At 68.8% G+C, this 26129-nt stretch carries 27 protein-coding genes; 25 read left to right on the forward strand and 2 right to left on the reverse strand.

What is annotated here, in order from left to right; translation table 11 throughout:
- Positions 1–93 precede the first annotated feature (93 nt).
- On the forward strand, positions 94–954 hold the full coding sequence (locus U5809_RS03835; protein WP_322085594.1) for a LysR family transcriptional regulator: 861 nt from the start codon (positions 94–96) through the stop codon (positions 952–954).
- A 67-nt stretch (positions 955–1021) separates the two neighbouring features.
- Here U5809_RS03835 and U5809_RS03840 read toward each other — a convergent pair whose 3' ends face one another.
- Positions 1022–1372, reverse strand: coding sequence for a VOC family protein (locus U5809_RS03840; protein WP_047903137.1), 351 nt, complete (start codon positions 1370–1372; stop codon positions 1022–1024).
- 260 nt (positions 1373–1632) lie between these two features.
- Between U5809_RS03840 and U5809_RS03845 the strand changes: the two genes are divergently transcribed.
- The 7 genes from U5809_RS03845 (at position 1633) to U5809_RS03875 (ending at position 9909) form a co-directional block, all read left to right on the forward strand.
- On the forward strand, positions 1633–2772 hold the full coding sequence (locus U5809_RS03845; protein ID WP_322085595.1) for an LLM class flavin-dependent oxidoreductase: 1140 nt from the start codon (positions 1633–1635) through the stop codon (positions 2770–2772).
- Positions 2773–2938: 166 nt separating this feature from the next.
- Positions 2939–4132: an acyl-CoA dehydrogenase family protein gene (locus tag U5809_RS03850; protein ID WP_322085596.1), complete on the forward strand. Its 1194-nt coding sequence runs from the start codon at positions 2939–2941 to the stop codon at positions 4130–4132.
- Between the two features lie 10 nt (positions 4133–4142).
- Entirely contained in the window at positions 4143–5903 is a 1761-nt protein-coding gene (locus tag U5809_RS03855; protein ID WP_322085597.1) for an FAD-dependent oxidoreductase, read from the forward strand.
- Positions 5900–6418, forward strand: coding sequence for a flavin reductase family protein (locus tag U5809_RS03860; RefSeq protein WP_322085598.1), 519 nt, complete (start codon positions 5900–5902; stop codon positions 6416–6418). Before U5809_RS03855 ends, U5809_RS03860 begins: the two co-directional genes overlap by 4 nt.
- Positions 6419–6433: 15 nt before the next feature.
- Positions 6434–7477 carry a ferredoxin--NADP reductase gene (locus tag U5809_RS03865; RefSeq protein ID WP_322085599.1) on the forward strand — a complete coding sequence of 348 codons (1044 nt, stop codon included), beginning with the start codon at positions 6434–6436 and terminating at the stop codon, positions 7475–7477.
- A gap of 39 nt (positions 7478–7516) precedes the next feature.
- Positions 7517–9103 carry a FadD3 family acyl-CoA ligase gene (locus U5809_RS03870; RefSeq protein WP_322085600.1) on the forward strand — a complete coding sequence of 529 codons (1587 nt, stop codon included), beginning with the start codon at positions 7517–7519 and terminating at the stop codon, positions 9101–9103.
- 32 nt (positions 9104–9135) lie between these two features.
- Positions 9136–9909 (forward strand): SDR family NAD(P)-dependent oxidoreductase, encoded by a 774-nt coding sequence (locus U5809_RS03875; protein WP_322085601.1) that lies wholly within the window; start codon positions 9136–9138, stop codon positions 9907–9909.
- A 78-nt stretch (positions 9910–9987) separates the two neighbouring features.
- On the opposite strand, the gene U5809_RS03880 is transcribed toward U5809_RS03875, so the two are convergent.
- Positions 9988–10602, reverse strand: coding sequence for a hypothetical protein (locus U5809_RS03880; protein WP_322085602.1), 615 nt, complete (start codon positions 10600–10602; stop codon positions 9988–9990).
- A gap of 82 nt (positions 10603–10684) precedes the next feature.
- Between U5809_RS03880 and U5809_RS03885 the strand changes: the two genes are divergently transcribed.
- The 17 genes from U5809_RS03885 (at position 10685) to U5809_RS03965 (ending at position 26117) form a co-directional block, all read left to right on the forward strand.
- Positions 10685–11362, forward strand: a complete 678-nt coding sequence (locus tag U5809_RS03885) for a hypothetical protein (protein WP_322085727.1) — start codon at positions 10685–10687, stop codon at positions 11360–11362.
- 392 nt (positions 11363–11754) lie between these two features.
- Complete coding sequence (locus U5809_RS03890; RefSeq protein WP_322085603.1) at positions 11755–11991, forward strand: FitA-like ribbon-helix-helix domain-containing protein; 237 nt, start codon at positions 11755–11757, stop codon at positions 11989–11991.
- On the forward strand, positions 11978–12394 hold the full coding sequence (locus tag U5809_RS03895; RefSeq protein WP_322085604.1) for a type II toxin-antitoxin system VapC family toxin: 417 nt from the start codon (positions 11978–11980) through the stop codon (positions 12392–12394). Before U5809_RS03890 ends, U5809_RS03895 begins: the two co-directional genes overlap by 14 nt.
- A gap of 199 nt (positions 12395–12593) precedes the next feature.
- Entirely contained in the window at positions 12594–13490 is an 897-nt protein-coding gene (locus tag U5809_RS03900) for a VOC family protein (RefSeq protein WP_322085605.1), read from the forward strand.
- Between the two features lie 9 nt (positions 13491–13499).
- Positions 13500–14393 carry a CoA transferase subunit A gene (locus U5809_RS03905; RefSeq protein WP_322085606.1) on the forward strand — a complete coding sequence of 298 codons (894 nt, stop codon included), beginning with the start codon at positions 13500–13502 and terminating at the stop codon, positions 14391–14393.
- Positions 14394–14403: 10 nt separating this feature from the next.
- Positions 14404–15201 (forward strand): ketoacid CoA transferase, encoded by a 798-nt coding sequence (locus U5809_RS03910; protein ID WP_322085607.1) that lies wholly within the window; start codon positions 14404–14406, stop codon positions 15199–15201.
- A gap of 8 nt (positions 15202–15209) precedes the next feature.
- Entirely contained in the window at positions 15210–16130 is a 921-nt protein-coding gene (locus U5809_RS03915) for an enoyl-CoA hydratase (protein WP_322085608.1), read from the forward strand.
- The gene (locus U5809_RS03920; protein ID WP_322085609.1) at positions 16127–17227 is read left to right on the forward strand and encodes a nitronate monooxygenase; all 1101 of its coding nucleotides are present in this window, start codon (positions 16127–16129) and stop codon (positions 17225–17227) included. Before U5809_RS03915 ends, U5809_RS03920 begins: the two co-directional genes overlap by 4 nt.
- A 19-nt stretch (positions 17228–17246) precedes the next feature.
- Positions 17247–18062, forward strand: coding sequence for an enoyl-CoA hydratase family protein (locus U5809_RS03925; protein WP_322085610.1), 816 nt, complete (start codon positions 17247–17249; stop codon positions 18060–18062).
- Positions 18059–19228: an acyl-CoA dehydrogenase family protein gene (locus tag U5809_RS03930; protein WP_322085611.1), complete on the forward strand. Its 1170-nt coding sequence runs from the start codon at positions 18059–18061 to the stop codon at positions 19226–19228. The genes U5809_RS03925 and U5809_RS03930 overlap by 4 nt, the downstream gene beginning before the upstream one ends.
- A 35-nt stretch (positions 19229–19263) precedes the next feature.
- On the forward strand, positions 19264–20331 hold the full coding sequence (locus U5809_RS03935) for an acyl-CoA dehydrogenase family protein (protein WP_176045534.1): 1068 nt from the start codon (positions 19264–19266) through the stop codon (positions 20329–20331).
- Positions 20331–21482, forward strand: a complete 1152-nt coding sequence (locus tag U5809_RS03940; RefSeq protein WP_322085612.1) for an acetyl-CoA C-acetyltransferase — start codon at positions 20331–20333, stop codon at positions 21480–21482. The genes U5809_RS03935 and U5809_RS03940 overlap by 1 nt, the downstream gene beginning before the upstream one ends.
- A gap of 33 nt (positions 21483–21515) precedes the next feature.
- Entirely contained in the window at positions 21516–22406 is an 891-nt protein-coding gene (locus U5809_RS03945; RefSeq protein ID WP_322085613.1) for an SDR family oxidoreductase, read from the forward strand.
- 3 nt (positions 22407–22409) lie between these two features.
- Entirely contained in the window at positions 22410–23642 is a 1233-nt protein-coding gene (locus U5809_RS03950; RefSeq protein WP_322085614.1) for an acyl-CoA dehydrogenase family protein, read from the forward strand.
- A complete protein-coding gene (locus tag U5809_RS03955) occupies positions 23639–24835 on the forward strand; it encodes an acyl-CoA dehydrogenase family protein (RefSeq protein WP_322085615.1) in 1197 nt (398 codons plus the stop codon). The genes U5809_RS03950 and U5809_RS03955 overlap by 4 nt, the downstream gene beginning before the upstream one ends.
- Entirely contained in the window at positions 24832–25632 is an 801-nt protein-coding gene (locus tag U5809_RS03960) for an SDR family oxidoreductase (RefSeq protein WP_175000086.1), read from the forward strand. The genes U5809_RS03955 and U5809_RS03960 overlap by 4 nt, the downstream gene beginning before the upstream one ends.
- A complete protein-coding gene (locus tag U5809_RS03965) occupies positions 25632–26117 on the forward strand; it encodes a MaoC family dehydratase (RefSeq protein ID WP_322085728.1) in 486 nt (161 codons plus the stop codon). The genes U5809_RS03960 and U5809_RS03965 overlap by 1 nt, the downstream gene beginning before the upstream one ends.
- Positions 26118–26129 lie beyond the last annotated feature (12 nt).

Raw genomic sequence — 26129 nt, forward strand, 5'->3', positions numbered from 1 at the left:
GACTTCAGTCGCTCGATGGTACCGATTCCGGTGGTCATCGGGAAGCCGCCTGAAGACATTGACTGTCATCGAAAATGCCAATGACAATGCGGGATGCTCAATCCCGTCTGGCTCAAGACGTTCGCGACCGTCACGAACTGCCGCAGCTTCACCGAAGCGGGTCGGCAGCTCGGGCTCAACCAGTCGAGCGTCAGCGAACACATCCGTCGTCTCGAAGAGAGCGTCGGCCGGCGGCTGTTCGTGCGCGATACGCATTCGATCGCGATGACGGCCGACGGCGAGGCACTGCTCGTGCATGCGAACGTGATCCTGCAGGCGCTCAATCGCGCGGAATCGCAGTTTCGCAAGCCGCGGCTGCAGGGACGCGTGCGGCTCGGCGCGTCGGACGACCTCGCGCTCGTCGCGCTGCCGGAGGTGCTTGCCGCGTTCCGCGCCGCGCATCCGGACGTCGCACTGGAAATCACGACCGGGATGACGAGCCGGCTCTACGAACTGATGGACGCCGGCGCGCTCGACCTGATGGTCGGCAAGCGGCGGCTCGGCGAGCGGCGCGGCACGCCGCTGCTGCGCGCCCGGCTCGAATGGGTTGCGCGGCCCGGCACCGTCGTCGACCTGGAGCGGCCGCTGCCGCTCGTGCTGGTGGCCGAACCGAGCGTCACGCGGGCGGTCGTGCTGAATGCGCTCGCGGAAAAAGGGATCGGCTGGGAAGTCGTGTGTTCGAGCAGCAGCCAGCCAGGCTGCATCGCTGCCGCGCGTGCGGGGCTCGGGCTGACCGCGACGTCGCAATACCTGTCCGCGCGCGGCCTGGCGCCGCCGGTGAACGGCGACGGGCTGCCCGTGCTGCCGGACGTCGAATTCATCGCGCTCGCCGCGAAGCGGCTCAGCCAGCCGGCCGGCACGCTGCTCGAGCTGCTGGAAACCAGCGACCTGCGAGCGTCGGGCGCGGACGCCTAATGCCGCTCATGCCGGCAGATGCACGCAATGCGCAGGCATCCGGCGCCCGCGCCTGCGCCGCGCATCGTCAGGCGGACCGCTTCTGCGAAATCACGAGCAGCGCGCCGTTCTTGTCCTCCAGCACCGCGCGGTATTCGTGCGGCCCGGCCTGCACGGGCACGCGCACCGATGCGCCGGCCTTCACGACCCGCGCCATCGCCGCATACAGGTCGTCGTCCTCGTCGACGCGCAGCGTGAGCGCCGCGCGCTCGACGATCTGCTCGTCGCCCGCGACCAGCGCGATCGTCAGCGGCCCGCCGTCGAGCGCGCAATAGCGGTCGCCGTCGCGGAACTTCACGTTCAGGCCCAGCCCGTCGACGAACAGCGGCAGCGCCGTGTCGATGTCGTCGACCGGATACAGCAGCATCGATACCTTCATTCCGGTTCTCCCTTGTCTTGATGTGGGCGGCGTGCAATGCGCCACCGGTCGATGCTAGCGCGTCGCTCGCGCCGCCACGCAGTCCGATCGGATGACGGTGAAACCCCTCTGTCCCCGCAGGCGTGCAGCTACTCCGAACAGATGATGTCCGCGCCAGCCGGCGCGCCGACACTCCCATTCGTGGACCGTCGCTATTCGTCCGTATCGTGCGGGCGGCCTGCGCGACCCCGACTCGTCCAACATACATGGAGACGTACGCAATGAAGTTTTCCCTCATCTACGAAGCCCAGACCACCGACGCATCGCGCGAGGGCGACCACCGGGTGTTCAAGGAGACGGTCGAGCAGGCGCTGCTCGCCGAGCAGGTCGGTTTCGACACGATCTGGTGCGTGGAGCACACGTCGTTGACCAACTATGCGCACATGAGCGCGCCGGAAACCTTCCTTGCCTACCTGGCCGGCCGCACGACGCGCATCGGCCTCGGCCACGGCGTCGTGTGCCTGCCGCCGGCGATGAACCACCCGATCAAGGTCGCCGAGCGCGTCGCGCTGCTCGACATCCTGTCGGGCGGCCGCGTGCATTTCGGCGTCGGCAAGGGCGGCAGCCAGCAGGAAGCGGGCGCGTTCGGCTACGACCTCAACGAACTGCAGCCGATGATCGACGAATCGATGTATCTCGTGCCGAAGATGTTCGTGCAGGACGAGATCGAGCACGACGGCAAGTACATCAAGATCCCGAAGCGCCCGATCCACCCGAAGCCGTTCCAGGATCCGCACCCGCCGATGTACCTCGCCTGTACGAACACCGACGCGCTGCTGCGCGCCGGCCAGCGCGGGATGGGCGCGCTGGTGCTCGGCTTCGGCGGCCCGGACGAAGTCGCGAAGAAGAACGCCGTGTACCGCGAAGCGTGGGCGAACCGCAAGCCGGAAGACCAGGTCGGCTTCCGCCCGACCCAGCACCTCGCGGCGCTGTGCCCGACGGTCGTGATGGCCGACGGCCAGGCTGCCCGCAAGATCGGCATCCGCGGCCAGCGCTACTTCATGGAGTCGCTCGCGTACTGGTACACGGGCGGCGAGCGCCCGGACCCGGCGAAGTGGGGCGACGACCTCGTGCAGGCCGACACCGGCGAGATGGTGATCCGCTCGCGCTTCGCGTCGGAGGAGGTCGTCGTGAACTTCGCCGACCCGGCGCTCGCGATGATGAACCCGAACCACGCGTACGGCACGGTGGACGACTGCATCGGCTATGTCGGCCGCCTGCAGGAAGCCGGCGTCGACGAAGTGCTGTTCCTGTGCCAGATGGGCACGGTGCCGCACGAAGCGCAGATGGAGACGATCCGCAACATCGGCGAGTACGTGATCCCGTTCTTCAACAAGGAGAAGGAACGCGCCTGCGCGTGACCGGGGCCGCGCCCGTCGTCACGTCCGATCGGACGATGCGGCGCGGTCGTGCGAAGCCGACCATCGGTGGTGGCGAGCTTCGCCCGCGGCCAGGGCCGCGCCGAACAACTTTGAACGAGAGCGGGGCGGGCGCCGCGGCGCCGCCCCCGTTCCACAGGAGACATTCGTGCATCGCGACAACGATTCGAACGCATTGGCCGCCACGCTGATCGCCCGGGCCGAGGCACTGGCGCCGACGCTGGCCGGCCGCGCCGCGCAGGCGGAAGCACAGGGCCGCCTCCCGGCCGAGACGATTGCCGACATGCAGGCCGCCGGCTTCTTCAAGGTGCTGCAGCCGAAGCGCTACGGCGGCTACGAGCTCGATCCGCAGGCCTTCTTCGACATCCAGATGGCGCTTGCGCGCGGCTGCATGTCGACCGCGTGGGTGTACGGCGTCGTCGGCGTGCACAACTGGCAACTCGCGCTGTTCGACGAACGCGCGCAGCAGGACGTCTGGGGCAACGATCCGGCCACGCTGATCGCGTCGACCTACATGCCGGTCGGCCGCGTGACGCCGGTCGACGGCGGCTTCCGCCTGTCGGGCCACTGGAAATTCTCGAGCGGCAGCGAACTGTGCGAATGGGTGTTCCTCGGCGCGCTGGTGCCGCCGGCCGTTGCCGGCCAGCCGCCTGAATACCGGACCTTCCTGCTGCCGAAATCCGACTACCGGATCCAGCAGGACTGGGACGTGCTCGGCCTGCGCGCGACGGGCAGCCACGACATCGTCGTCGACGACGTGTTCGTGCCCGCGTACCGCACGCACAAGGCGATCGACGGGATGATGGGCACGAGTCCCGGCCTCGCAATCAATGATGCGCCGCTGTTCAAGCTGCCGTTCGCGCAGATCTTCGTGCGCGCGGTGTGCACGTCGTGCATCGGTGCACTGCAGGGCGCGCTCGACGATTTCACCGGCTATGCGGCGACGCGCGTGTCCGCCAACAGCGGCGCGAAGACGACCGACGATCCGGGTGCGCAGAACGCGTGCGCGAACGCGGCCGTCGCGATCGACGAGATGAAGGTGCTGCTCAAGCGCAATTTCGCCGAGCTGATGGCGTCGGTCACCGGCGGTCCGGCCGTGTCGATCGAGCGTCGCGTGCATTTCCGCTACCAGTCCGCGCAGGTCGCCGAGCGCTGCGCGCAGGCTGCGAATACGCTGTTGCGCTACGCGGGCGGCAACGGCATCTATCACCGCAATCCGCTGGTGCGGCGTTTCCTCGACCTGCATGCGGCCCGTGCGCACTACGCGAACAACGTGGACCGCTTCGGCCAGAACCTCGGCGCCGTGATGCTCGGCCGCGAAAACACGGACTTCTTCATCTGACGAGGCCGTGATGAGCGACACGCAAGCACAGCAATACACGTTCGACGTGGTCGTCGTCGGCTCGGGCGCGGGCGCGCTGCTCGCCGCGTGCCGTGCGGCCGATCGCGGGCTGTCCGTCGTCGTGATCGAGAAGACGGCGCTGTACGGCGGCACGTCGGCTGTATCGGGCGGCGGCATCTGGATCCCGTGCAACCACCACATCGCCGAGCTCGGTGCGACCGACACGCGCGAGGCCGCGCACCGCTACCTCGACGCGTGCGTGGCCGGCGCATCGACGCCCGACAAGCTCGACACGTATCTCGACCGCGCGCCGGAGATGCTGCGCTACCTGGAATCGAAGACGCCGGTGCGCTATCAGGCGCTGCCGAAGTACGCGGACTATTTCCAGAAGCTGCCGGGTGCGATGCCGGGCTACCGCGCGCTCGATCCGTTGCCGTTCGACGGCGGGTTGCTCGGCGACGAATTCGACCGGTTGCGGCCGCCGTCGCCCGGTACGCTGATCGGCGGGCGCGTCGCGGTGACGTCGAAGGAGGCACATACGCTGTTCTCGCGCGGGCCCGGTTTCATGAAGCTCGCGATCGCGCAGTTCGGCCGTTACTGGCTCGATCTCGGCATGCGCCGCCGTACGCGGCGCGACCGCCGCCTGACACTCGGCAATGCGCTGATCGGCGGGCTGCGCCGCGCGTTGCTCGACCGCAACGTGCCCGTGTGGCTCGATACGCCGATGCGCGACCTGCTCGAGGTGGACGGCCGCGTGACGGGCCTGCGCGCGCAGCGCTACGGGCAGCCGGTGACGATCGCCGCGCGGCGCGGCGTGATCCTCGGCGCGGGTGGCTTCGAGCGCAACCAGCCGATGCGCGAGCGCTACCTGCCGCAGCCGACGCAGGCGCAATGGAGCGCGACGCCGCCGTCGAACACCGGCGACGCGATCGCCGAAGGCCACCGGCTCGGCGGCGCGCTGGCGCTGATGGAACACGTGTGGGGCGCGCCGACGGTCGGCGTCGCGGGTGAAGAGAAGCAGCGCGCGCTGTTCGTCGAACGCAACCTGCCGGGCTGCGTGATCGTGAACAGCCTCGGCAAGCGCTTCGTCAACGAGGCCGCGCCGTATTCCGAGTTCGTGCCCGCGATGTATCGCGACCATGCACGCACCGGTGCGTGCGTACCGGCGTGGATGGTGTTCGACGCGCGCTTTCGCCGCAAGTATCCGTGCGGGCCGATCATGCCGGCATCGATGATGCCCGATGCGCGGATTCCGGAAGCGTTCCGCGACGTGCTCGTGAAGGCCGACACGGTCGACGCGCTGGCCGCGCGGATCGGCGTCGATGCGGCCGGGTTGCACGACACGCTGCGCGACATGGCGCGCTATGCGGTCACCGGCATCGACGAAGCGTTCGGCAAGGGCGACAACGCGTTCGACACGTACTACGGCGATCCGCGGAACACGCCGAACCCGTGCCTCGGGCCGGTCGACCAGGCGCCGTTCTACGCAGTGCGAATCGATGCGGGCGACATCGGCACGAAAGGCGGGCTCGTCACCGACGTGCACGCCCGCGTGCTGCGCGCCGACGGCGAGCCGATCGACGGCCTTTACGCAATCGGCAACACCAGCGCATCGATGATGGGCGCGAGCTACCCCGGCGCGGGCTCGACGCTCGGTCCGGCGATGACCTTCGGGTATCTCGCCGCCGACCACCTGGCTGCTCGCGCAGCCGACGCCGGAGGCCGGCCAGCCCGGCCATCCACGACTGAACTTGACGGAGTACGAACATGAGCGATCTCACCAACCATCCGCTGCGCACCGACATGCTGCTCGCGATGCGCCGCCTCGCGCGCTCCGTCACGGTCATCAGCAGCGCGCACGACGGCCGGCGCTACTCGATGTCCGCGACGGCGGTCGACTCGCTGTCGACCGATCCGCCTTCGCTGCTGATCTGCATCAACCGCACCGCGTCGCTGTATCCGCCGCTCGATGCGGGCGCGCCGTTCTGCGTGAACGTGCTGTCCGCGCGCCACGAAGGCGTCGCGATCGATTGCAGCGGCCGCCTGAAGGGCGAGGCACGCTTCACGACCGGCGACTGGCACACGTCGCCGCACGGCGTGCCGTATCTGCGCGACTCGCAGGCGAGCCTCGTGTGCGAGCAGGACGGCCGCTTCGAATACGGCACGCATACGGTGTTCATCGGGCGCATCCGCGAGGTGCTGATGAGCGGCGACGTCGATCCGCTCGTCTATCTCGACGGCGCGTACACGACGCCCGGCGCGCCGGCGGCCCGTGCGGTCGCGTGACGCAAGGAACCGGCGATGAGCGATCCACGCTTCCACCGGCTGACCGTGGCCGAAGTGATTGCCGAAAGCGACGACGCGTGCTCGTTCGTATTCGACGTACCGGCCGCGCTGCGCGACGCGTTCGCGTACCGGCCCGGGCAGTTCCTGACGCTGAACGTGCCGTGCGCGGACGCGACGCTCCCACGCTGCTATTCGCTGTCGAGCGCGCCCGGCATCGACGCCGCGCCGAAGATCACCGTCAAGCGCGTGCGCGACGGCCGTGCGTCGAACTGGCTGTGCGACCGCGTGAAAGCCGGCGACGCGCTCGACGTGCTGCCGCCGGCTGGCGTATTCACGCCGCGCGCGCTTGACGGCGACCTGCTGCTGTTCGCGGGCGGCAGCGGCATCACGCCCGTGCTGTCGATCCTGAAATCGGCGCTCGTGCATGGGCGCGGGATGTTGACGCTGATCTATGCGAATCGCGACGAACGCTCGGTGATTTTCCGCGACGAGCTGCAACAGCTCGCACAGCGCCATCCGGGCCGCGTGCGCGTGATCCACTGGCTCGACAGCGTGCAGGGCATTCCGCAGCAGCGTCATCTCGAGGAACTCGCGCGACCGTTCAGCCAGCAGGAGACGTTCATCTGCGGGCCCGCGCTGTTCATGGAGAACGCGCTGGCCGCGATGCTCGGCCTCGGGCTGCCGCGTGCGCGCGTGCATGTCGAGCGGTTCGCGTCGTTGCCCGATGCACCGGCGCAGGCCGATACCGCTGCGCAGGCTGTGGCGACGGCGGCGTCCGGCGACGGCGCGGCGATCGAGACGGTGCTCGACGGCGATGCGTTCGCATTCGACAGCGCGCCCGGCGAAACGCTGCTCGACGCAATGCTGCGCGCGGGCGTGCCGGCGCCGAATTCGTGCCGGATGGGGCAGTGCGGCGCATGCATGTGCCGGATCGAGCGCGGCGAGGTTGCGCTCGACAGCAACCATGTGCTGGATGAAGACGAGATCGCGGCCGGCTGGACGCTCGCCTGCTGCGCCCGGCCCGCGAGCGACGCGCTGCGCGTGGTGTTCCCCGACTGAGCCGTGCCGCGCCGGCGGCGCGCACGGCCATCCTGATCTATGACGATGGACAATGAAATCCTGACGACGCCCGCGCTGATCGCGCGGGCAGCCGCGCGCCACGGCGCGCATCCGGCGATCGAGTCGGAGCACGGCCGGCTGACCTACGCGGAACTCGACGCCGCGCGTCTCGACGCGGCCCGTGCGCTGCTCGCGAGCGGCATCGAGGCCGGCGACCGCATCGCGGTCTGGGCGCCGAACCTGCCGCAATGGATCGTCGCGGCGCTGGCGATCCACACCGTCGGCGCGATCCTGGTGCCGGTCAATACGCGGATGAAGGGGATGGAGGTGGGCGGCATCCTGCACGACGGCGGCGCGCGGCTGCTGTTCTGCTGCGGCACCTTCCTCGGCGAATCGTATCCGGCGATGCTCGCGCCGCACCGGCCCGCGACGCTCGAGCGTGTCGTCGTGTTCGACGGCGAGCCGCCGTCCGGCGCCCGCGACGAGACCTGGAACGCGTTCCTCGCGCGCGGCGCGGCGGTGCCGCTTGCCGCCGTGCGCGAGCGTGAGGCACGGGTGACGCCCGACACGGTGATGGACCTGATGTTCACGTCCGGCACGACGGGTCGCCCGAAGGGCGTGATGACCGCGCACGGCCAGAACCTGCGCGCCGCGCAGGCGTGGGCGGCGATCGCGGGCGTACGCCAGGATGACCGCTACCTGATCGTCAATCCGTTCTTCCATACGTTCGGCTACAAGGCCGGCTGGCTCGCCGCGCTGTCGAGCGGCGCGACCGTGCTGCCGCACCTCGTGTTCCAGCCGGCCGACGTGCTGCGGCGCGTCGCCGACGATCGCGTGTCGGTGCTGCCCGGCCCGCCGACGCTGTACTACGCGTTGCTCGACGCGCCCGATCGCGCGACGCGAGACCTGTCGTCGCTGCGGATCGCGGTGACGGGCGCGGCGGCGATCGCCCCGAGCCTGATCGAGCGGATGCGCGCGGAGCTCGGCTTCGAGACGGTGTTGACCGGCTACGGGCTGACCGAATCGTGCGGCTTCGCGACGCTGTGCCGTCAAGGCGACGCTGCGGAGACAGTTGCCTATACGTCGGGCCGGCCGATGCCGGACGTCGAGCTGCGCATCGCGGGGTCGGGCGGCGAACCGCTCGGGCCGGATGAGACCGGCGAGATCTGGGTGCGCGGCTACAACGTGATGCGCGGCTATTTCAACCAGCCGGACGCGACGCGCGAGACCGTCGATGCGGACGGCTGGCTGCATACGGGCGACCTCGGCTGCGTCGATCCGGACGGCAACCTGAAGATCACCGACCGCATCAAGGACATGTTCATCGTCGGCGGCTTCAACTGCTATCCGGCGGAGATCGAGCGGCTGCTCGCCGCGCACCCGGCGATCGCGCAGGTCGCGCTGGTCGGCGTGCCCGATACGCGGCTCGGCGAGGTCGGTCACGCATATGTCGTGCTGCGTCCGGGCGCACATGCCGATGCCGGCGAACTGAACGACTGGGCGCGCAACAACATGGCGAACTACAAGGTGCCGAGATTTTTCACGTTCGTCGAGCAACTGCCGACGAGCGCGGCAGGGAAGGTGCTGAAGTACCGGTTGCGAGCGGCCGCCGAGGCGACGGCCTGATCGACGACACGACTGACGAACGGGATGAACGCATGAACGACAACGGATTTCCGCAGGGCGCGGTGCTCGTGTTCGGTGGCAGCGGCGGGATCGGGCAGGGCGTCGCGCTCGAGTTCGCGCGTGCCGGCGTGCCGGTCGCGGTGGGCTACCGCAGCAAGGCCGACGTGGCCGAGCGTGTCGCGCGCGATATTCGCGGCGAAGGCGTCGCGGCCACCACGCACTGCGTGGACGTGACCGATCCCGCGCAGGTCGACGCCGCGCTCGCGGCCGCGATCGACGCGCATGGCCGCGTGCACACGGTCGTCTGGGCGGCCGGGCCGTTCGTGAACCAGCGCCATATCGGCGACATGACGCACGACGACTGGCGCCGCGCGATCGACGTCGAGACGATCGGCTTCTTCGTGGCCGCGAAGGCCGCGCTGCCGCATTTCCGTGCATCGGGCGGCGGGTCGTTCGTGACGCTCGGGTCGGCCGGGCATTTGCGCTGGCCCGATCGCGACGGGCTGTCGGTCGCACCGAAGGCGGCGAACGAGGCACTGGTGAAAGGGCTGGCGCGCGAGGAAGGGCGCTACAACATTCGCGCGAATTCGATCCTGGTCGGCGTGATCGAGGCCGGGATGTTTCCGGTGCTGCTCGAACAGGGGCAGTTCGACCAGGCGTGGATCGACGAGACGCAGAAGATGCTCGCGCTCAAGCGCTGGGGGAAGGCGCACGACATTGGGCGGGCGGCGGTGTTTCTGGCGTCGGATCGGGCTGACTACGTCACCGGGCAGCAGTTGAATGTTTCGGGTGGGTACGGGTTGTAACGGCATGCCGACGTGGCTAATCCATTCGGACAACCGTATCTGAGCGGTCGGTAGAGTTGCGCGCGGATATCGTGCGCGTCATTCCTTCTGAAAATCGTCGACGACGCGGGCCGAAACACCGATCGGCTCGCGTATCGCATCTGAGCCGGACACGGACAAGATGCATGCGCACGCATCGGTATTCACCCTGCCTCGGCACGCACGACAGCGCATCGGCATCGCGTGCGGCTGCCAAGAGGTCACACTTTTGCAACGCTTTCCCCACGTATTCCTCTGCACACGATTGATCGTCATGGCGACGCGCGTGCGCTGACGGCCGTCCGGCCGCGTTCCGCAGGCGTTGCTCGATCGACGCGCGATTCTGTCAATCGCTTGTTTCCGCTCGGCGTGCCGAATACGGATGCGTTCCTGAAACATTTCCCCACCATTGCGACTCGCGATGCCGCCCTTGCGAGTCGGACACGCCTTTCCCGCTTCGGTTTGCGCCGCATGGCACGTGCCTTGCGGTTGACCCGGTGCCGCCGGTGCGGACGGATTCGCCAGAACGATCCGCACATCGGCGGCGTGTAACGACATCGAAACAAACCGGGGATCGGATCGGGTCGCGGGCGCCGCGTGTTGCGGCGCATGCGCCGCGCATGTCGTATCGGTCATGCGCACGGCGCAACGCGTTCCCGAACCGTCGAACAGCAAGCTTGCTTGCGGGGTGTCGTGCCGGGGTTCGCATCACGCATGGCGACGCAGGTCGCATGCGTTGGCGAGGCGCGCCCGGCACGTGTGGGGGGAGGCGCCCGTGAAAACGATAGTGAACCAATGGGCATTTGTCGCGGTGGTGCTTGCCGCGAGTGCGCACGCGCAGGAGATCTACCTGCAGGGTGGCACGCAGGGCGTCGGCATCGGTGCGGCCGTGAGCTTCAATTCGATGCTCGGTGCGCACGCGGATTTCAATGCGATCGATCTTTCGCACGACTTCACGGTGGCCGGCAACCGCTATCAGGACGACCTGAAGCTGCGCCAGGGCGGCTTGTACGCGGACATCTTTCCGTGGCGAGGCAGCGGCTTCCGCGCGACGCTCGGGCTACGCTTCAACGACGACGAGCTTCGCGGCGTGTCGCAGCCGACCAATGGCACCTACGTGTTCGGCGGCAAGCGTTACCCGGCGCTGCCGGGGATGTACGCGGTCGCCGAAGCGCGTTATCCGACCGTGATGCCGTACTTCGGGATCGGCTACGGGCACCGGCCGGCGTCGAAAGGGCTGGGATTCGTCGCCGATCTCGGCGTCGCGTACGGGATCCCGAAATGTTCGTACACGCTGTCGCCGGAACTGGCGGCCGCGGCCGGGCCGGCGAAGAGTCAGGTCCTGGCCGCGAGCGGACTGGATTCGCTGCGGCAGGTGATGTCGCGATACCGGTGGTACCCGGTGTTGCAGATCGGGATTTCGTATCGGTTCTGAGCGGCGGGTTGTCGTTGCGTGTGCCGGGCGGGGGATTGCCGGTGTCGCCGATTCGGGCGGGCAGACGGGTGTTGGAAAGGGGGCTGACGACCGTCGCAAGCACCACGCGGAATAGGTGAATGCAGCCGTCTCGCGTCGAGCGGCGCGCGCCCGTGCAGGCCGTTCAGCCGTGAATAGCCGATCGGCCGACTATTCCGCCGTTCCGATCCGGCTTACCTTTCAGGCAGCAATTCGACGTGTCGGGCGAGCGGCGCATGCCGAAAGGATTCATGCGGCCCGTTGCCGTTCGCTGACGCCAACCACTGTCCTCTTTCCGTCATTGGCGATGATAGCAATGATTGCAATTTGCGCCCATGGCGCTATCATTGATATCAATCTGGAAGGAGGGAATCATGGCAAATCTACTGGTGCGTAACGTGGATGACAGTATCGTTCAGAGCCTGCGCGAGCAGGCTGCGGCAAATGGCAGGAGTGCCGAGGCCGAACATCGGGCCATTCTGGCCGCTGCGCTTGGCCGGCCGAAGCGAAAGACATTTGCGCAAGTGCTGATGAGCATGCCCGAGGTTGGCGAAGACGCGGATTTCCAACGTGTTCAGGATTCCGGCGAGGTCAGGCGTGTATTTGATTGATACGAACGTCATCAGCGAAATCAGGAAGGGCAAGCGAACCAACCGTGGCGTACGGGCGTTCTTCAGGCAGGCCGCGGCCGACGCCAGCCCGCTTTACCTGTCCGTCGTGACGGTTGCTGAACTTCGCCGCGGCGTCGATCTGATCCGTCATCGCGGCGATCACCCGCAGGCGTCGGCGCTCGAGGCATGGATGGCCGCGATCCTGGCCGGCTATGCACCGAACATCCTGCCGGTCGACATCGAGGTCAGCCAGATGTGGGGGCATTTGCGCGTGCCCGATCCGACACACGAACTCGACAAGCTGATCGCGGCTACCGCGCTGATCAACGATCTCACCGTGGTCACGCGCAACGTCGCGGATTTTGCCCGCACGGGCGTCAGGTTGCTGAACCCGTTCGACTGATCCGGGATGCCGCGCCGCGGCAACCCGCACCTGCTTCCCGTTTCTTCCCGCAGGCACGGCCCGTTGCGCCGGGCTTCCGCGCGCGTCCGCGCCGCGCCAATTCCCCGCCGCCTCTCGTCCCAACAGACGATGTAACGCCACCCCCGACCGGCCAGAATCCTTACACGAACAACGGATTCTGAACCAGGAGGAGGCCGACATGATCGATGTCCGTGCGCTTGGCTATGTCGTCGTCGAGGCGACGCGCGTCGATGCGTGGCGCCGCTACGCGGAAGACGTGCTGGGCATGCAGGCGCTCGACGCGCCCGACGGCGCGTTGTACCTGAAGATGGACGAGCGCGATTTCCGCTACGTGATCGTCCCCGGCACGACCGACCGCTATTTCGCGTCGGGCTGGGAACTGCCTGACGGCGCCGCGTTCGACGCCGCGCTGGCGGCACTGCAACGGGCGGGCGTCGAGCCCGTGCGCGCGACCCGCGACGAAGCCGCGCTGCGCCGCGTGCAGGCGATGGCGTGGTGCACCGACCCGTCCGGCAACCGCCACGAGCTGTACTGGGGCGCGCGCTGCGACTTCCGCCGCTTCGTGTCGCCGCTGGGCGTCGCGCATTTCGTCACCGGCGACATGGGGCTCGGCCACGCGGTGCTGCCCGCGCCGCAGTTCGATGCGACCGATGCATTCGTGCGCGGCGTGCTCGGCTTCGAGCTGTCCGACATCTACCGCGTGAAGTTCACGCCCGATCCGGACGAACCCGAGAAACGCATCCATTTCATGCACTGCCGCAACGCGCGCCATCACAGCCTCGCGCTGTTCGAGATGGCCGTGCCGTCGGGCTGCGTGCACGTGATGGCCGAAGTCGATTCGATGGACGAAGTGGGCCGCGCGCTGGATCGCGTTGCCGCGCACGACGTGAAGATGTCCGCGACGCTCGGCCGTCACTGCAACGACCAGATGATCTCTTTCTACATGAAGACCCCCGGCGGCTTCGATCTCGAATACGGCTTCGGCGGCCTCACGGTCGACTGGTCGAAGCACGCGGTGTTCGAGGCCACCAAGGTGAGCCAGTGGGGCCACGATTTCAGCATCGGATACCGGTAAGCCAGCACGATGACGATGAAACCTCTCGACAAAACGATGTCCGCGCGCGACGTGGTCGCGCAACTCGCCGACGGCATGACGATCGGCATCGGCGGATGGGGGCCGCGGCGCAAGCCGATGGCACTGGTGCGCGAGATCGCGCGCTCGAACCTGAAGGACCTGACGATCGTCGCCTACGGCGGCGCCGATGTCGGCCTGCTTTGTGCTGCGGCCAAGGTACGCAAGGTGGTGTTCGGCTTCGTGTCGCTCGACGTGATCCCGCTCGAACCGCAATTCCGCCGGGCGCGTGAACAGGGCCGCATCGACGTGCTCGAACTCGACGAAGGGATGCTGCAGCTCGGCCTGCGCGCGGCCGCCGCGCGCCTGCCGTTCCTGCCGACGCGCGCCGGGCTCGGTACCGCGCTGCTCGATCACGCGCCGGCGCTGCGCACGGTGCAATCGCCGTACGACGACGGCGAAACGCTGCTCGCGATGCCCGCGATCGAACTCGACGTCGCGCTGCTGCACGTGAACGCGGCCGACCGGATGGGCAACACGCGCATCGACGGCCCCGATCCGTTCTTCGATGCGTGGATGGCGCGTGCCGCGCAGCGCTGCTACGTGTCGGCGGAAACGGTCGACGCGTCGATCGCGAGCGAAGACCTCGACGCCGCGAAACGCAATCCGTTCGAGCGCTCGCTCGTCACGGGCGTCGTGCACGCGCCGGGCGGCGCGCACCCGACGTCGTGCGGGCCCGCCTACGGCTGGGACCTGCCGCACCTGCGCGCGTACTGCGCCAGCGCGGAAGACGACGCGAAAACGGCGGCGTACCTGCGCGACGTGGTCGGCCAGGACGAACGCCAGTACCTCGAAGGCGTCGGCGGCCTGTCGCACGTGACGACGCTGCCGTTGCCGATTCTGTAAAGGAGCGCCTGTGAGCGAATCTCTCGACCATTCCCTCGCGGAACTGATGATCGTCGCGTCCGCGCGACTCTGGCGCGACGACGGCGAAGTGCTGGCGACCGGCATCGGCACGGGCCCGCGGCTCGCGGCCGGCCTCGCGCGGCTCGCGTACAACAACGGACTGATGCTGACCGACGGCGAAGCGTATCTCGTCGAGGAGCCGGTGCCGCTCGGTCCGCGCCCCGACGGCTATCGCGTGAAGGCGAGCGGCTGGATGACCTACGAACGCGTGTTCGACTGTCTCTGGCACGGCCGCCGCCACGCGCTCGTGATGCCGACCCAGATCGACCGTTTCGGGCAGGCCAACATCTCGTGGCTCGGCGACGACTACGCCCGCCCGAAAACCCAGCTGCTCGGTGCCCGCGGCTTCCCCGGCAACTCGACGAACCACGCGAACTCGTTCTTCGTCAGCGGCCACGGCAAGCGCACGTTCGTCGAAAGCGAAGTCGACATGGTGTGCACGGTCGGCTACAACCCGGCGCGCCGGCTGCCGGGGATGAAGACCTTCGTCGACCTGCGCAGCATCGTCACCGACCTGTGCGTGATGGATTTCGGCGGCCCCGACCACGCGATCCGCGTGCGTTCGCTGCACCCGGGCGTGAGCTTCGACGAAGTGCAGGACGCGACCGGCTTCCCGCTGATCGCGGCGCCCGACCTCGGCACGACGGCCCCGCCGAACGCGGAAGACCTGCGCATCGTGCGCGCGCTCGATCCGCACAACCTGCGCGCGACGATCGTGCGCAACAATCCGGCGCCGCGCCGGGGATGAGGTCCGACATGGAAGCGACCCAGATGACGTTCGGCGACGGTGTCGTCGACTACGCGGTCGACGGCGGCATCGCGACGATCACGATGAACCGCCCCGAGTATCACAACGCGCAGAACTCGAAGATGACGTATGCGCTCGACGCGGCGTTCCGGCGCGCGGCGCACGACGACGCGGTGAAGGCGATCGTGCTCGCGGGCGCCGGCAAGCATTTCTCGGCGGGCCACGACATCGGCACGCCGGGCCGCGACATCCACGAGTCGTTCGATCGCGCGTCGCTGTGGTACGACCACGTCGACAAGGAAGGCGGCGAATTCCTGTATGCGCGCGAGCAGGAGGTATACCTCGGGATGTGCCGGCGCTGGCGCGACCTGCCGAAGCCGACGATCGCGATGGTGCAGGGCGCATGCATCGCGGGCGGGCTGATGCTCGCATGGGTATGCGACCTGATCGTCGCGTCGGAGGATGCGTTCTTCGCAGATCCGGTCGTGCGGATGGGAATTCCGGGCGTCGAATATTTCGCGCATGCGTACGAGCTGAACCCGCGCATCGCGAAGGAATTCCTGTTCCTCGGCGAGCGGATGCCGGCCGAACGCGCGTACCAGATGGGGATGGTCAACCGCGTGGTGCCGCGCGAGCGGCTGTACGACGCGACTTACGCGATCGCCGCGAAGATCGCGACGATGCCGCGCCTCGGGCTCACGCTGACCAAGCAGGCGCTGAACCACGTCGAGGAACTGCAGGGCAAGCGTGCGGCGATGGATGCGGCGTTCGCATGGCATCACTTCGCGCATGCGCACAACGAACTCGTCAGCGGCGATCGTCTGGGCGGCTATGACGCGCGCAGCATGGCCAGCTCGCAGCGCCAGCCGAACGGCGCGGATCGCGGTGACGCGCCGGCCCCGGTCGCCGTCAACGGAGCCGCCGCATGAGCACGACGCTGCAAAGCCCGCTGCATACGCCGCTGTGCGACCTGCTCGGTTGCCGCTATCCGATCGTGCAGACCGCGATGGGCTGGGTGGCCGACGCGCGGCTCGTCGCGGCGACCTCGAACGCCGGCGGTTTCGGATTCCTGGCCGGCGCGACGCTCGAGCCTGAGCAGGTCGAGGCCGAGATCCTGAAGGTGAAGTCGCTGACCGACAAGCCGTTCGGCATCAATTTCCACATGTTCCAGAAGAACGCCGCGCAGGTGGTCGATCTCGCGATCAAGCACCGGTTGCGCGCGGTCAGCTACGGCCGCGGGCCCGATGCGAAGACGATCCGCCGCTTCAAGGACGCCGGCGTCGTCTGCATGCCGACGGTCGGCGCACCGAAGCATGCGGCGAAGGCCGTCGAACTCGGCGCGGACATCGTGACGGTGCAGGGCGCGGAAGGCGGCGGCCACACGGGCTCGGTGCCGACCACGCTGCTGTTGCCGAAGGTGCTCGACGCGGTGCGCGTGCCGGTGGTCGCGGCCGGCGGGTTCTTCGACGGGCGCGGGCTGGCCGCCGCGCTCGCGTACGGCGCGGCCGGTATCGCGATGGGCACGCGCTTCCTGATGAGCGCCGAATCGCCGGTGCCGCGCGAGACGCTCGAGCGCTACGTCGCGGTCGGCGATCCGGCGCGCATCCGCGTCTCGGACGCGCTCGACGGGCTGCCGCAACGGATGATCGACAACCCGTACCTGCTGAAGCTCGAACGCTTCGGCCCGCTGCGCCGCACGTGGTTCGCACTGAAGACGGCCGAAGCGTGGCGCCGCCAGAACGGCCTGAGCACGGGCGACATGCTCGGCCTCGCGATCAAGGCGCTGCGCTCGCACGACTACACGGCCAGCCAGACGCTGATGGCGGCGAACGCGCCGTTCCTGATCCAGCGCGCGATCGTCGAGGGCCGTCCCGACGAAGGCGTGCTGCCGAGCGGCCAGGCCGCCGCGATGATCGGCGCGATCGAATCGTGCGACGCGCTGATCGCACGGATCGTCGCGGAAGCCGGCGAGCGGCTCGACGCACTGGCCGCGTTGCGCGGCGCGGCAGCGGCGCAGGCCGCTTGAACAACATCACAGGGAGGCAATGGAGATGACAGCATCCAATCAACCGGCCGGCGCGATGCCGTTCCGGATCGATCGCGCAGACGGCATCGCCGAACTGGTGATCGCCCATCCGCCCGTGAACGCGCTCGACGCGCAGGGCTGGCACGCGCTCTCTCGCGCGCTCGACGCGCTCGGCGAGGACGACGACGTGCGCGTGATCGTCGTGCGCGGCGAAGGCCGCGGCTTCTGCGCGGGCGTCGACATCAAGGAGCTGGCCGCGCATCCGGAGCGGATCGTGGCGGTCAACGCGGGCAACTACGAGACGTTCCGCGCCGTGCACCGCAACCCGAAGCCGGTGATCGCGGCCGTGCACGGCTTCGTGCTCGGCGGCGGGATCGGCATCTGCGGCGCGGCGGACATCGTGGTCGCGGCCGATTGCGCGCGCTTCGGCGTGCCCGAGATCGACCGCGGCGCGATGGGCGGCGGCGCGCACCTGCAGCGGCTGTTCGGCGTGCAGAAGGTCCGCATGATGTATTTCACGGGCGAGATGATCGACGCGGCCGAAGCGTACCGGCTCGGCGCGGTCGAGCAGGTCGTCACGCGCGACACGCTGCGCGACGCGGCGCTCGCGCTCGCCCGCAAGATCGCGGAGAAGAGCCCGGCGATGGTGCGGCTCGCGAAGGAGGCGCTGAACGGCGTCGAGGACGGCGATCTCGAGGACAAGTACCGCTGGGAGCAGGGCTTCACGCTGCAGGCGTACATGACGAACGACTCGACGGAAGCGCGCGCCGCGTTCGTCGAGAAGCGCGACGCGCGCTTCGACGCGCAGGCGACCGCCGAGGAGGCACGCGCATGAAGCTGACCTATACGCCGCAACAGCAGGCGTTCCGCGCGGAAATCCGCGAATGGCTCGCCGAGCACGTGCCGCGCGAGCGGCTGCCGAGCTTCGACACCGAGGAAGGCTTCGCCGCGCACCGCGAATGGGAGCGCACGCTGCACTCGGGCCGCTGGAGCATGGTCACATGGCCGCGCGAGCTGGGCGGGCGCGGCTGCGACCTGATCGAGTGGCTGATCTTCGAGGAAGAGTACTGGCGTGCCGACGCGCCAATGCGCGTGAACCAGAACGGTATTTTCCTGCTCGGCCCGACGCTGATGGATTTCGGCACCGACGCGCAGAAGGCGCGCTTCCTGCCCGCGATGGCGGCCGGCGAGCACGTGTGGGCGCAGGGCTGGTCGGAGCCGAATGCGGGCTCCGACATGGCCGCGATCCGCACGACGGCCACCCGCATCGGCGACGAATACGTGCTGAACGGCCAGAAGATCTGGTCGACGCGCGCGGTGTGGGCCGACTGGCTGTTCGGGCTGTTCCGCAGCGACCCGGAATCGTCGCGCCACCACGGGCTGACGTTCCTGATGGTGCCGCTGTCCGCGCCGGGCATCACGGTGCGGCCGATCCGGCAGCTCAACGGGCAGACCGGTTTCGCGGAAATCTTCTTCGATGACGTGCGTGTGCCGGTCGAGAACCGGCTGGCAGCCGAAGGCGCGGGCTGGCAGGTCGCGATGGCGACGGCCGGGTTCGAGCGCGGGCTGATGCTGCGTTCGCCCGCGCGCTTCCAGCGCACCGCGCAGGCGCTGCGCGACCTGTATCTCGCACACCGCGACAGCGCCGACCGCGACCCGACACTGCGCGAACGCGTGGTGTCCGCGTGGATGGATGCGCAGGCCTATGCGCTGTCGACCTACGCGACCGCGAGCCGGCTGCTGAAGGGCGGCCACATCGGCGCGGAGTCGAGCACCAACAAGGTGTTCTGGTCGGAGCTCGACCTGCGCATGCACCAGACCGCGCTCGACATTCTCGGCGCGCATGGCGAAGTCGTCCCGCAGACGGCCGCGCAACAGGCGACGCTCGGCCACTGGCTCGACGGCTTCCTGTTCGCCCAGGCCGGCACGATCTACGCGGGCACCAACGAGATCCAGCGCAACATCGTCGCCGAACGGATGCTCGGCATGCCGCGCGCGTAACGGCGCCGGCGCCACCCTCACAGAACGGACATCGTATGGATTTCGTATTCGATGAAGACCAGGAAGCGCTCGCGGACAGCGTGAAGCGCCTGCTGATGACCGAGATGACGCCCGAGCTGATCCGCGAGCTCTGGGCGACGCCGACCGGGCGCTCGGATGACCTGTGGGCGCTCTTCGCGTCGCAGGGGCTGACCGCCGTGTCGGTGCCCGAAGCGCACGGCGGCCTTGGGCTGACCGAAGCCGAATGGGCGCTGCTCGCGCAGACCTACGGCTATTTCGGCAGCCCCGAGCCGCTGCTCGACACGGCGCTCGTGTCGGCCGGCGTGCTGGCGCGGCTGCCCGCGAGCGACTGGCGAGATGCGCTGCTGCGCGACATCGCCGAAGGGCGCGCGCGCGTCGCGCTCGTGCATCCGGTGAACCCGTACGCGGCCGACGTGCACGTTGCGAACACGCTGCTGTGCGAACACCGCGGCGAGCTGCACCGCGTCGATCCCGCGCAGTGCGCGTGGCGTGCGGTCGACAGCGTCGATCCGTCGCGGCGCCTGTTCACGCTCGACTGGGAGCCGTCGGCGGCCACCCGCATCGCGAGCGCCGACGAAGCAGCGCCGCTGCTGAACCGCGCGCTCGACCACGGCGCGTTCGCGGTTGCCGCACAGCTGCTCGGCCTCACGCAGCGCGTGCTCGACGTTGCGATCGACTACAGCGCGCAGCGCAAGCAGTTCGGCAAGGCGATCGGTTCGTACCAGGCGCTCAAGCACCTGCTCGCCGATGTCGCGATCCGCTACGAGTTCGCGCGGCCGGTGGTCGCGCGCGCCGCGCAGGCGATTGCCGACGATCACCCGCAGCGCGCGGTGTTCGTGTCGCACGCGAAGCTCGCGGCGACGTCGGCCGCGCAACTGGCCGCGCGTCACTCGATGCAGGTGCACGGCGCGATCGGCTACACGTGGGAACTCGACCTGCAGATCTTCATGAAGCGCATCTGGGCGCTCTCCGGAAGCTGGGGCGACAGCGCGTTCCACAAGGCCCGCGTGGCCGACGCGATCCTCGGCGACGCGTTGCCGATCGGCCCCGCACAGACCTTCGACCTCGAGGAATCCAACTGATGAAACAAGCCTATATCGTCGACGCGCTGCGCACGCCGACCGGCCGCCGCAAGGGCGGGCTCGCGCACGTGCATGCGGCGGACCTCGGCGGGTTCGTGCTGAAGACGCTCGTCGAGCGCAACGCGATTCCCGCCGACGAATACGACGACGTGGTGTTCGGCTGCGTCGACACGATCGGCCCGCTGGCGGGCAACATCGCGCGCACCTGCTGGCTCGCGGCCGGCCTGCCGTTGCAGGTGCCTGGCGTGACGGTCGACCGCCAGTGCGGATCGTCGCAGCAGGCCGTGCACTTCGCCGCGCAGGCCGTGATGAGTGGCGTGCAGGACGTCGTCGTCGCCGGTGGTGTGCAAACGATGACGCAGATCCCGATCTCGTCGGCGATGACCTGCGCGGCGCCGCTCGGCTTCACCGATCCGTTCTCGGGCAGCACCGGCTGGCGCGCGCGCTTCGGCGATGCGCCGGTGTCGCAGTTCGTCGCCGCGCAGCGGATCGCCGATCACTGGAACCTGTCGCGCGACGCGATGGAGCGTTATGCGCTGGAAAGCCACCGCCGTGCGGTCGCTGCGATCGAGGCCGGTCATTTCAAGCGGGAAATCGTGCCGTTCGAAGGCGTGATGCACGACGAGACGCCGCGCCCCGACACGTCGCTGGAAAAGATGGCGACGCTCGAGCCGCTGACGCCGGGCGGCTCGCTGACGGCCGCCGTCGCGAGCCAGACCTGCGATGCGGCCGCCGCATTGCTGATCGTGTCGGAAGACGCGCTGAAGCGCTACGGCCTCACGCCGCGTGCGCGCATTCACCACCTGAGCGTGCTCGGCGACGATCCGCTGTGGATGCTGACCGCGCCGATCCCGGCGACCAAGGCCGCGTTGGCGAAGAGCGGGCTCGACTGGTCGCGGATCGACGTCGTCGAGATGAACGAGGCGTTCGCGTCGGTCGCTCAGGCGTGGCTGGCCGACACGCGCTTCCCGCACGAAAAGACCAACCCGAACGGCGGCGGCATCGCGCTCGGCCATCCGCTCGGCGCGACCGGCGCGCGGCTGATGACGACGCTGCTGCACGAGCTGGAGCGCACCGGCGGCCGCTACGGGCTGCAGACGATGTGCGAAGGCGGCGGCCTCGCGAACGTCACGATCATCGAGCGCCTGTGAGCGCGTCACTTTCACGATCCACGAGGCACAAGCATGGGAATCTGTAACGGACGCACCGTCATTATCACCGGCGCGGGCGGCGGGCTCGGGCGCGAATACGCGCTGGCGTTCGCGGCCGAAGGCGCGTCGGTCGTTGTCAACGACATCCGGCACGAGGCCGCGCAGGCCGTGTGCGACGAGATCGCCGAAAGAAGTGGAAGCTGCGGCGGCCGCGCGCTTGCGAATGCGGACGACATCACGCAGACCGACACCGCGCAGCGGATCGTCGATGCGGCACGCGAAGCGTTCGGCGACGTGCACGTGCTCGTCAACAACGCGGGCATCTGCCGCGACAAGATGTTCACGAGCATGACCGAAACCGACTGGGACGACGTGATGCGCGTGCACCTGCGCGGCCACTTCTGTCTGTCGAGTGTGCTGGCGCGCGTGTGGCGCGACGCGGCGAAGGCCGGCAACCCGGTCGACGCACGCATCGTCAACACGAGTTCCGGCGCCGGCCTGCAGGGCTCGATCGGCCAGTCGAACTACGGCGCGGCCAAGGCCGGCATCGCCGCGCTCACGCTGATGCAGGCGGTCGAGCTGCAGCGCTACGGCGTGCGCGTGAATGCACTTGCGCCGGCCGCGCGCACGTCGATGACCGAAGGCGTGTTCGCCGACATGATGAAGAAGCCCGAGGACGGCGGCTTCGACTATTTCGATCCGGCCAACGTCGCGCCGCTCGTCGTGTGGCTCGGCAGCACGCTGTCGGCCGACGTGACGGGCCAGGTGTTCGAGGTCGCGGGCGGGATGATTGCGGTCGCGGAAGGCTGGCGTACGGGCCCGAGCGTCGATCGCGGCGCGCGCTGGGCGGCGGCCGAGGTCGGCCCGGCGGTCGCGCAGCTGCTCGCCGATGCGCGGCCCGCGCAGCGCGTGTACGGGAGCTGAGCGATGGATCTGGCGCTCACCGACGAACAGGCGATGATTCGCGACGCGGCGGCCGACGTGCTCGCCGAACGCAGCGCGTCGGCCGACGTACGCCGTGCGCTCGAACAGTCGGCCGGCCGCGACGACGGGCTGTGGGCCACGCTCGCGGGCGAGCTCGGCTGGAACGCGCTCGCGCTGCCGGAATCCGCAGGCGGGCTCGGGCTCGGCGCGGTCGAGCAAACGGTACTGATGGAACAGCTTGGCCGGCGCGTCGCTTGCGTGCCGTATTTCCCGACCGCTTGCGTCGCGGCGACCGCGCTGGCCGGCTGCGACACGCCGCTGGCGACCGGCTGGCTTGCGAAGATCGCCGAAGGCGCGTGCAGCGCGACGCTGGCGCTGCCGTTCGATCTGCCGGGCGGCGGGTGGCAACTGCCGGTCGTCGCGGAAGAAGCGGCCGGCGGCTATGCGCTGTCCGGCGAGATCGGGCAGGTTATCGACGGCGCACGCGCGGACCTGCTGCTGATTCCCGCGCGGATCGCGAATGAAGGGCAGTCGATCGGGCTGTTTGCGATCGATGTCGCAACGGCTTCGGGCCTGAGCGTCGTGGCGCTCGACACGCTCGACGCGACGCGGCCGATCGCGCGTGTGGTGTTGGACGACACACGCGTGAGCCGCGATGCGCTGTTCGCCAGTGGCGCCGCCGTTGCACAGGTGCTCGACCGCGCCGGCTGGTTCGCCGCGCTCGCGCTGGCTGCCGAACAGCTCGGCGGCGCGCAGCAGTGCCTCGACCTGACGCTCGACTATACGAGCCAGCGCGTGCAGTTCGGCCGCGCGATCGCATCGTTCCAGGCCGTCAAGCATCGTTGCGCACAGATGATGGTGCTGATCGAATCGGCGCGCTCGGCCGTGCTGGGCGCCGCGCATGCATGGGATGCGCAAGCCGGCGCGACGCCGGGCGCGGCGTTGCGCGCCGACATCGCGGCCGCCAAGGCCGCCGCGAACGACGCGTATGCGTTCTGCGCTCAGGAAGCGATCCAGTTGCACGGCGGCGTCGGCTTCACGTGGGAATACGACCCGCATCTCTATTTCAAGCGCGCACAGGCGTCGGGCGCGCAGTTCGGCAGTACGCCGCAACTGCTCGAATGGATTGCATGCCATGCGATCGACGGCGGCGCATTGCAGCGTGACGAAGCGTTCGAGCCATCGGCCGCAGCCGCATCGCGCCCGTCGGCCGCGCGCGCAGGAGCACTCCAATGAACAGCGAAACGCGCGAACAGCAATTGCGGCACGAAGTGGCCGACTGGGTGCAATCGCACCTGACCGGCGAATTCGCGTGCCTGAAATACCGCGGCGGCCCCGGCGACGAGGAAGCGTGGCCGGAACTGCGCAAGGCGTGGGAACGGGAAATGGCGCAGGGCGGTTGGATCGGGCTCGGCTGGCCGACCAGTGCCGGCGGGCGCGGCTTCTCGGTAGCCGAACAGGTGATCTTCCACGAGGAATATGCCCGCGCGGGCGGCCCCGGCCGGATGGGCCATATCGGCGAAGGGCTGCTCGGGCCGACGCTCGTCGCGTGCGGCACCGACGACCAGCGCGCGCGCTTCCTGCCCGGCATCCTGGCCGGTACGCAGTTCTGGTGCCAGGGCTATTCGGAGCCGGGCGCCGGTTCCGACCTCGCGAACGTGCGCACGCGCGCCGAACAGGACGCGGACGGCACGTGGCGTGTGTACGGCCAGAAGGTGTGGACGTCGCTCGCGCACGATTCCGACTGGATCTTCGTGCTTGCGCGCACCGATCCCGAGTCGAAGGGCAACAAGGGGCTGTCGTTCCTGCTGATGCCGCTCGACCAGCCGGGCATCGAGATCCGTCCGATCAAGCAGCTCAACGGCGGCGCGGAATTCAACGAAGTGTTCTTCGACGGCGCCCGCGCGGAAGCGCGCGACCTCGTCGGTGCGGCCGGCGACGGCTGGCGAATCGCGATGACGTTGCTCGGCTTCGAGCGCGGGATGTCCACGCTCGGCCAGCAGATGCAGTTCGTTCGCGAACTCGAATGGGTGATCGACGCCGCGCGCGAATCGGGCGCGGATCGCGATCCCGTGCTGCGCCAGCGGATCGGCCGCGCATGGGCCGGGCTGCGCGTGATGCGCTACAACGCGCTGCGGATGCTGTCCGGCGCCGACGATGCCGATGCGAGCGCGCCGCTGCGCCGCGAGGCATTGATCTACAAGTACTTCTGGTCGAACTGGCACCGCGACCTCGGCCAGCTCGCGATGGACGCGCTCGGGCCCCGCGCGAACGTGATCGATCCGGCCGACGAAAAGCTCACCCATCTGCAGCGCGTATTCCTGTTCTCCCGTGCGGACACGATCTACGCGGGCACCAACGAAATCCAGCTCAACATCATGGCCGAGCGCGGGCTCGGCATGCCCAGAGAACCACGAGGCACAGCATGACCGAACCCCAGATCCAGAAAGCACCGGCGTACGTGCCGGGCCATCAGTTGCTCGCGGGCAAATCGGTGCTGATCACGGCCGCCGCCGGCGCCGGCATCGGCTTCGCGGCCGCGCGCCGCTGCGCGGAGGAAGGCTGCCGCGCGCTGTTCATCTCCGATATCCACGAAAAGCGTCTCGAACAGGCCGTCGAGACGCTGCGGGCGGAAACGGGGCTGCAACAGATCTACGGCCGCCTGTGCAACGTCGCGGTGGAGGCCGACGTGCAGGCGCTGGTCGCGGAGGCACAGGACAAGCTCGACGGCGTCGACGTGCTGATCAACAACGCCGGACTCGGCGGCTCGACCCGCATCGTCGATATGGACGATGCCGAATGGTCGCGCGTGATCGACATTAGCCTTACCGGGACGTTCCGGATGACGCGCGCGATGCTGCCGCACATGCAGGCCCGAGGCCGCGGCGCGATCGTCAACAACGCATCGGTGCTCGGCTGGCGCGCGCAGGCGGAACAGGCGCACTACGCGGCCGCGAAAGCGGGCGTGATGGCGCTCACGCGCTGCGCGGCGCTCGAGGCGTCGCCCTACGGCGTGCGCATCAACGCGGTCGCACCGAGCATTGCGATGCACGATTTTTTGAAGAAGTCGGCTCCGGCCGACCTGCTGAATCAACTGGCGTCGCGCGAAGCCTTCGGGCGCGCCGCCGAAGTCTGGGAGGTCGCGAACGTGATGGTGTTCCTTGCAAGCGATTACGCGTCGTACATGACGGGCGAAGTGCTGTCGGTCAGCAGCCAGCACGCATGATGGACACGTCCCTCGACCTCGTGCATCAGACGCCCCGCGTGTTCGCGCATCCCGGCGAACTCGTCGCGGCCGTCGGCGACACGCTCGGCGCGAGCGCGTGGCTCGCGATCGACCAGATCCGCATCGACGGCTTCGCCGATGCGACGGGCGATCACCAGTGGGTGCACGTCGATCCGGTGCGCGCGAAGGACGGTCCGTTCGGCGCGTGCATCGCGCACGGCTACCTGACGTTGTCACTCGTCAATTACTTCCTGCCGCAGATCGTGCGTATCGACGGCGCGCGGCTCGGCGTCAACTACGGCTGCGACAAGATCCGCTTCCCGGCGCCTGTGAAGGTCGACGCGCGCGTGCGCGGCGTCGGCGAGTTGCTGCGTGTCGAGCCGCTCGAAGGCGGCGTGCAGGCGTGGATTCGCGTGACCGTCGAGATCGAAGGCGAAGCGAAGCCCGGCTGCGTCGCCGACACGATCAGCCGCTATTACTTCTAGAGAGTCAGAGAC

This window comes from Burkholderia sp. BCC1999, assembly GCF_905339975.1.
Taxonomy (GTDB): domain Bacteria; phylum Pseudomonadota; class Gammaproteobacteria; order Burkholderiales; family Burkholderiaceae; genus Burkholderia.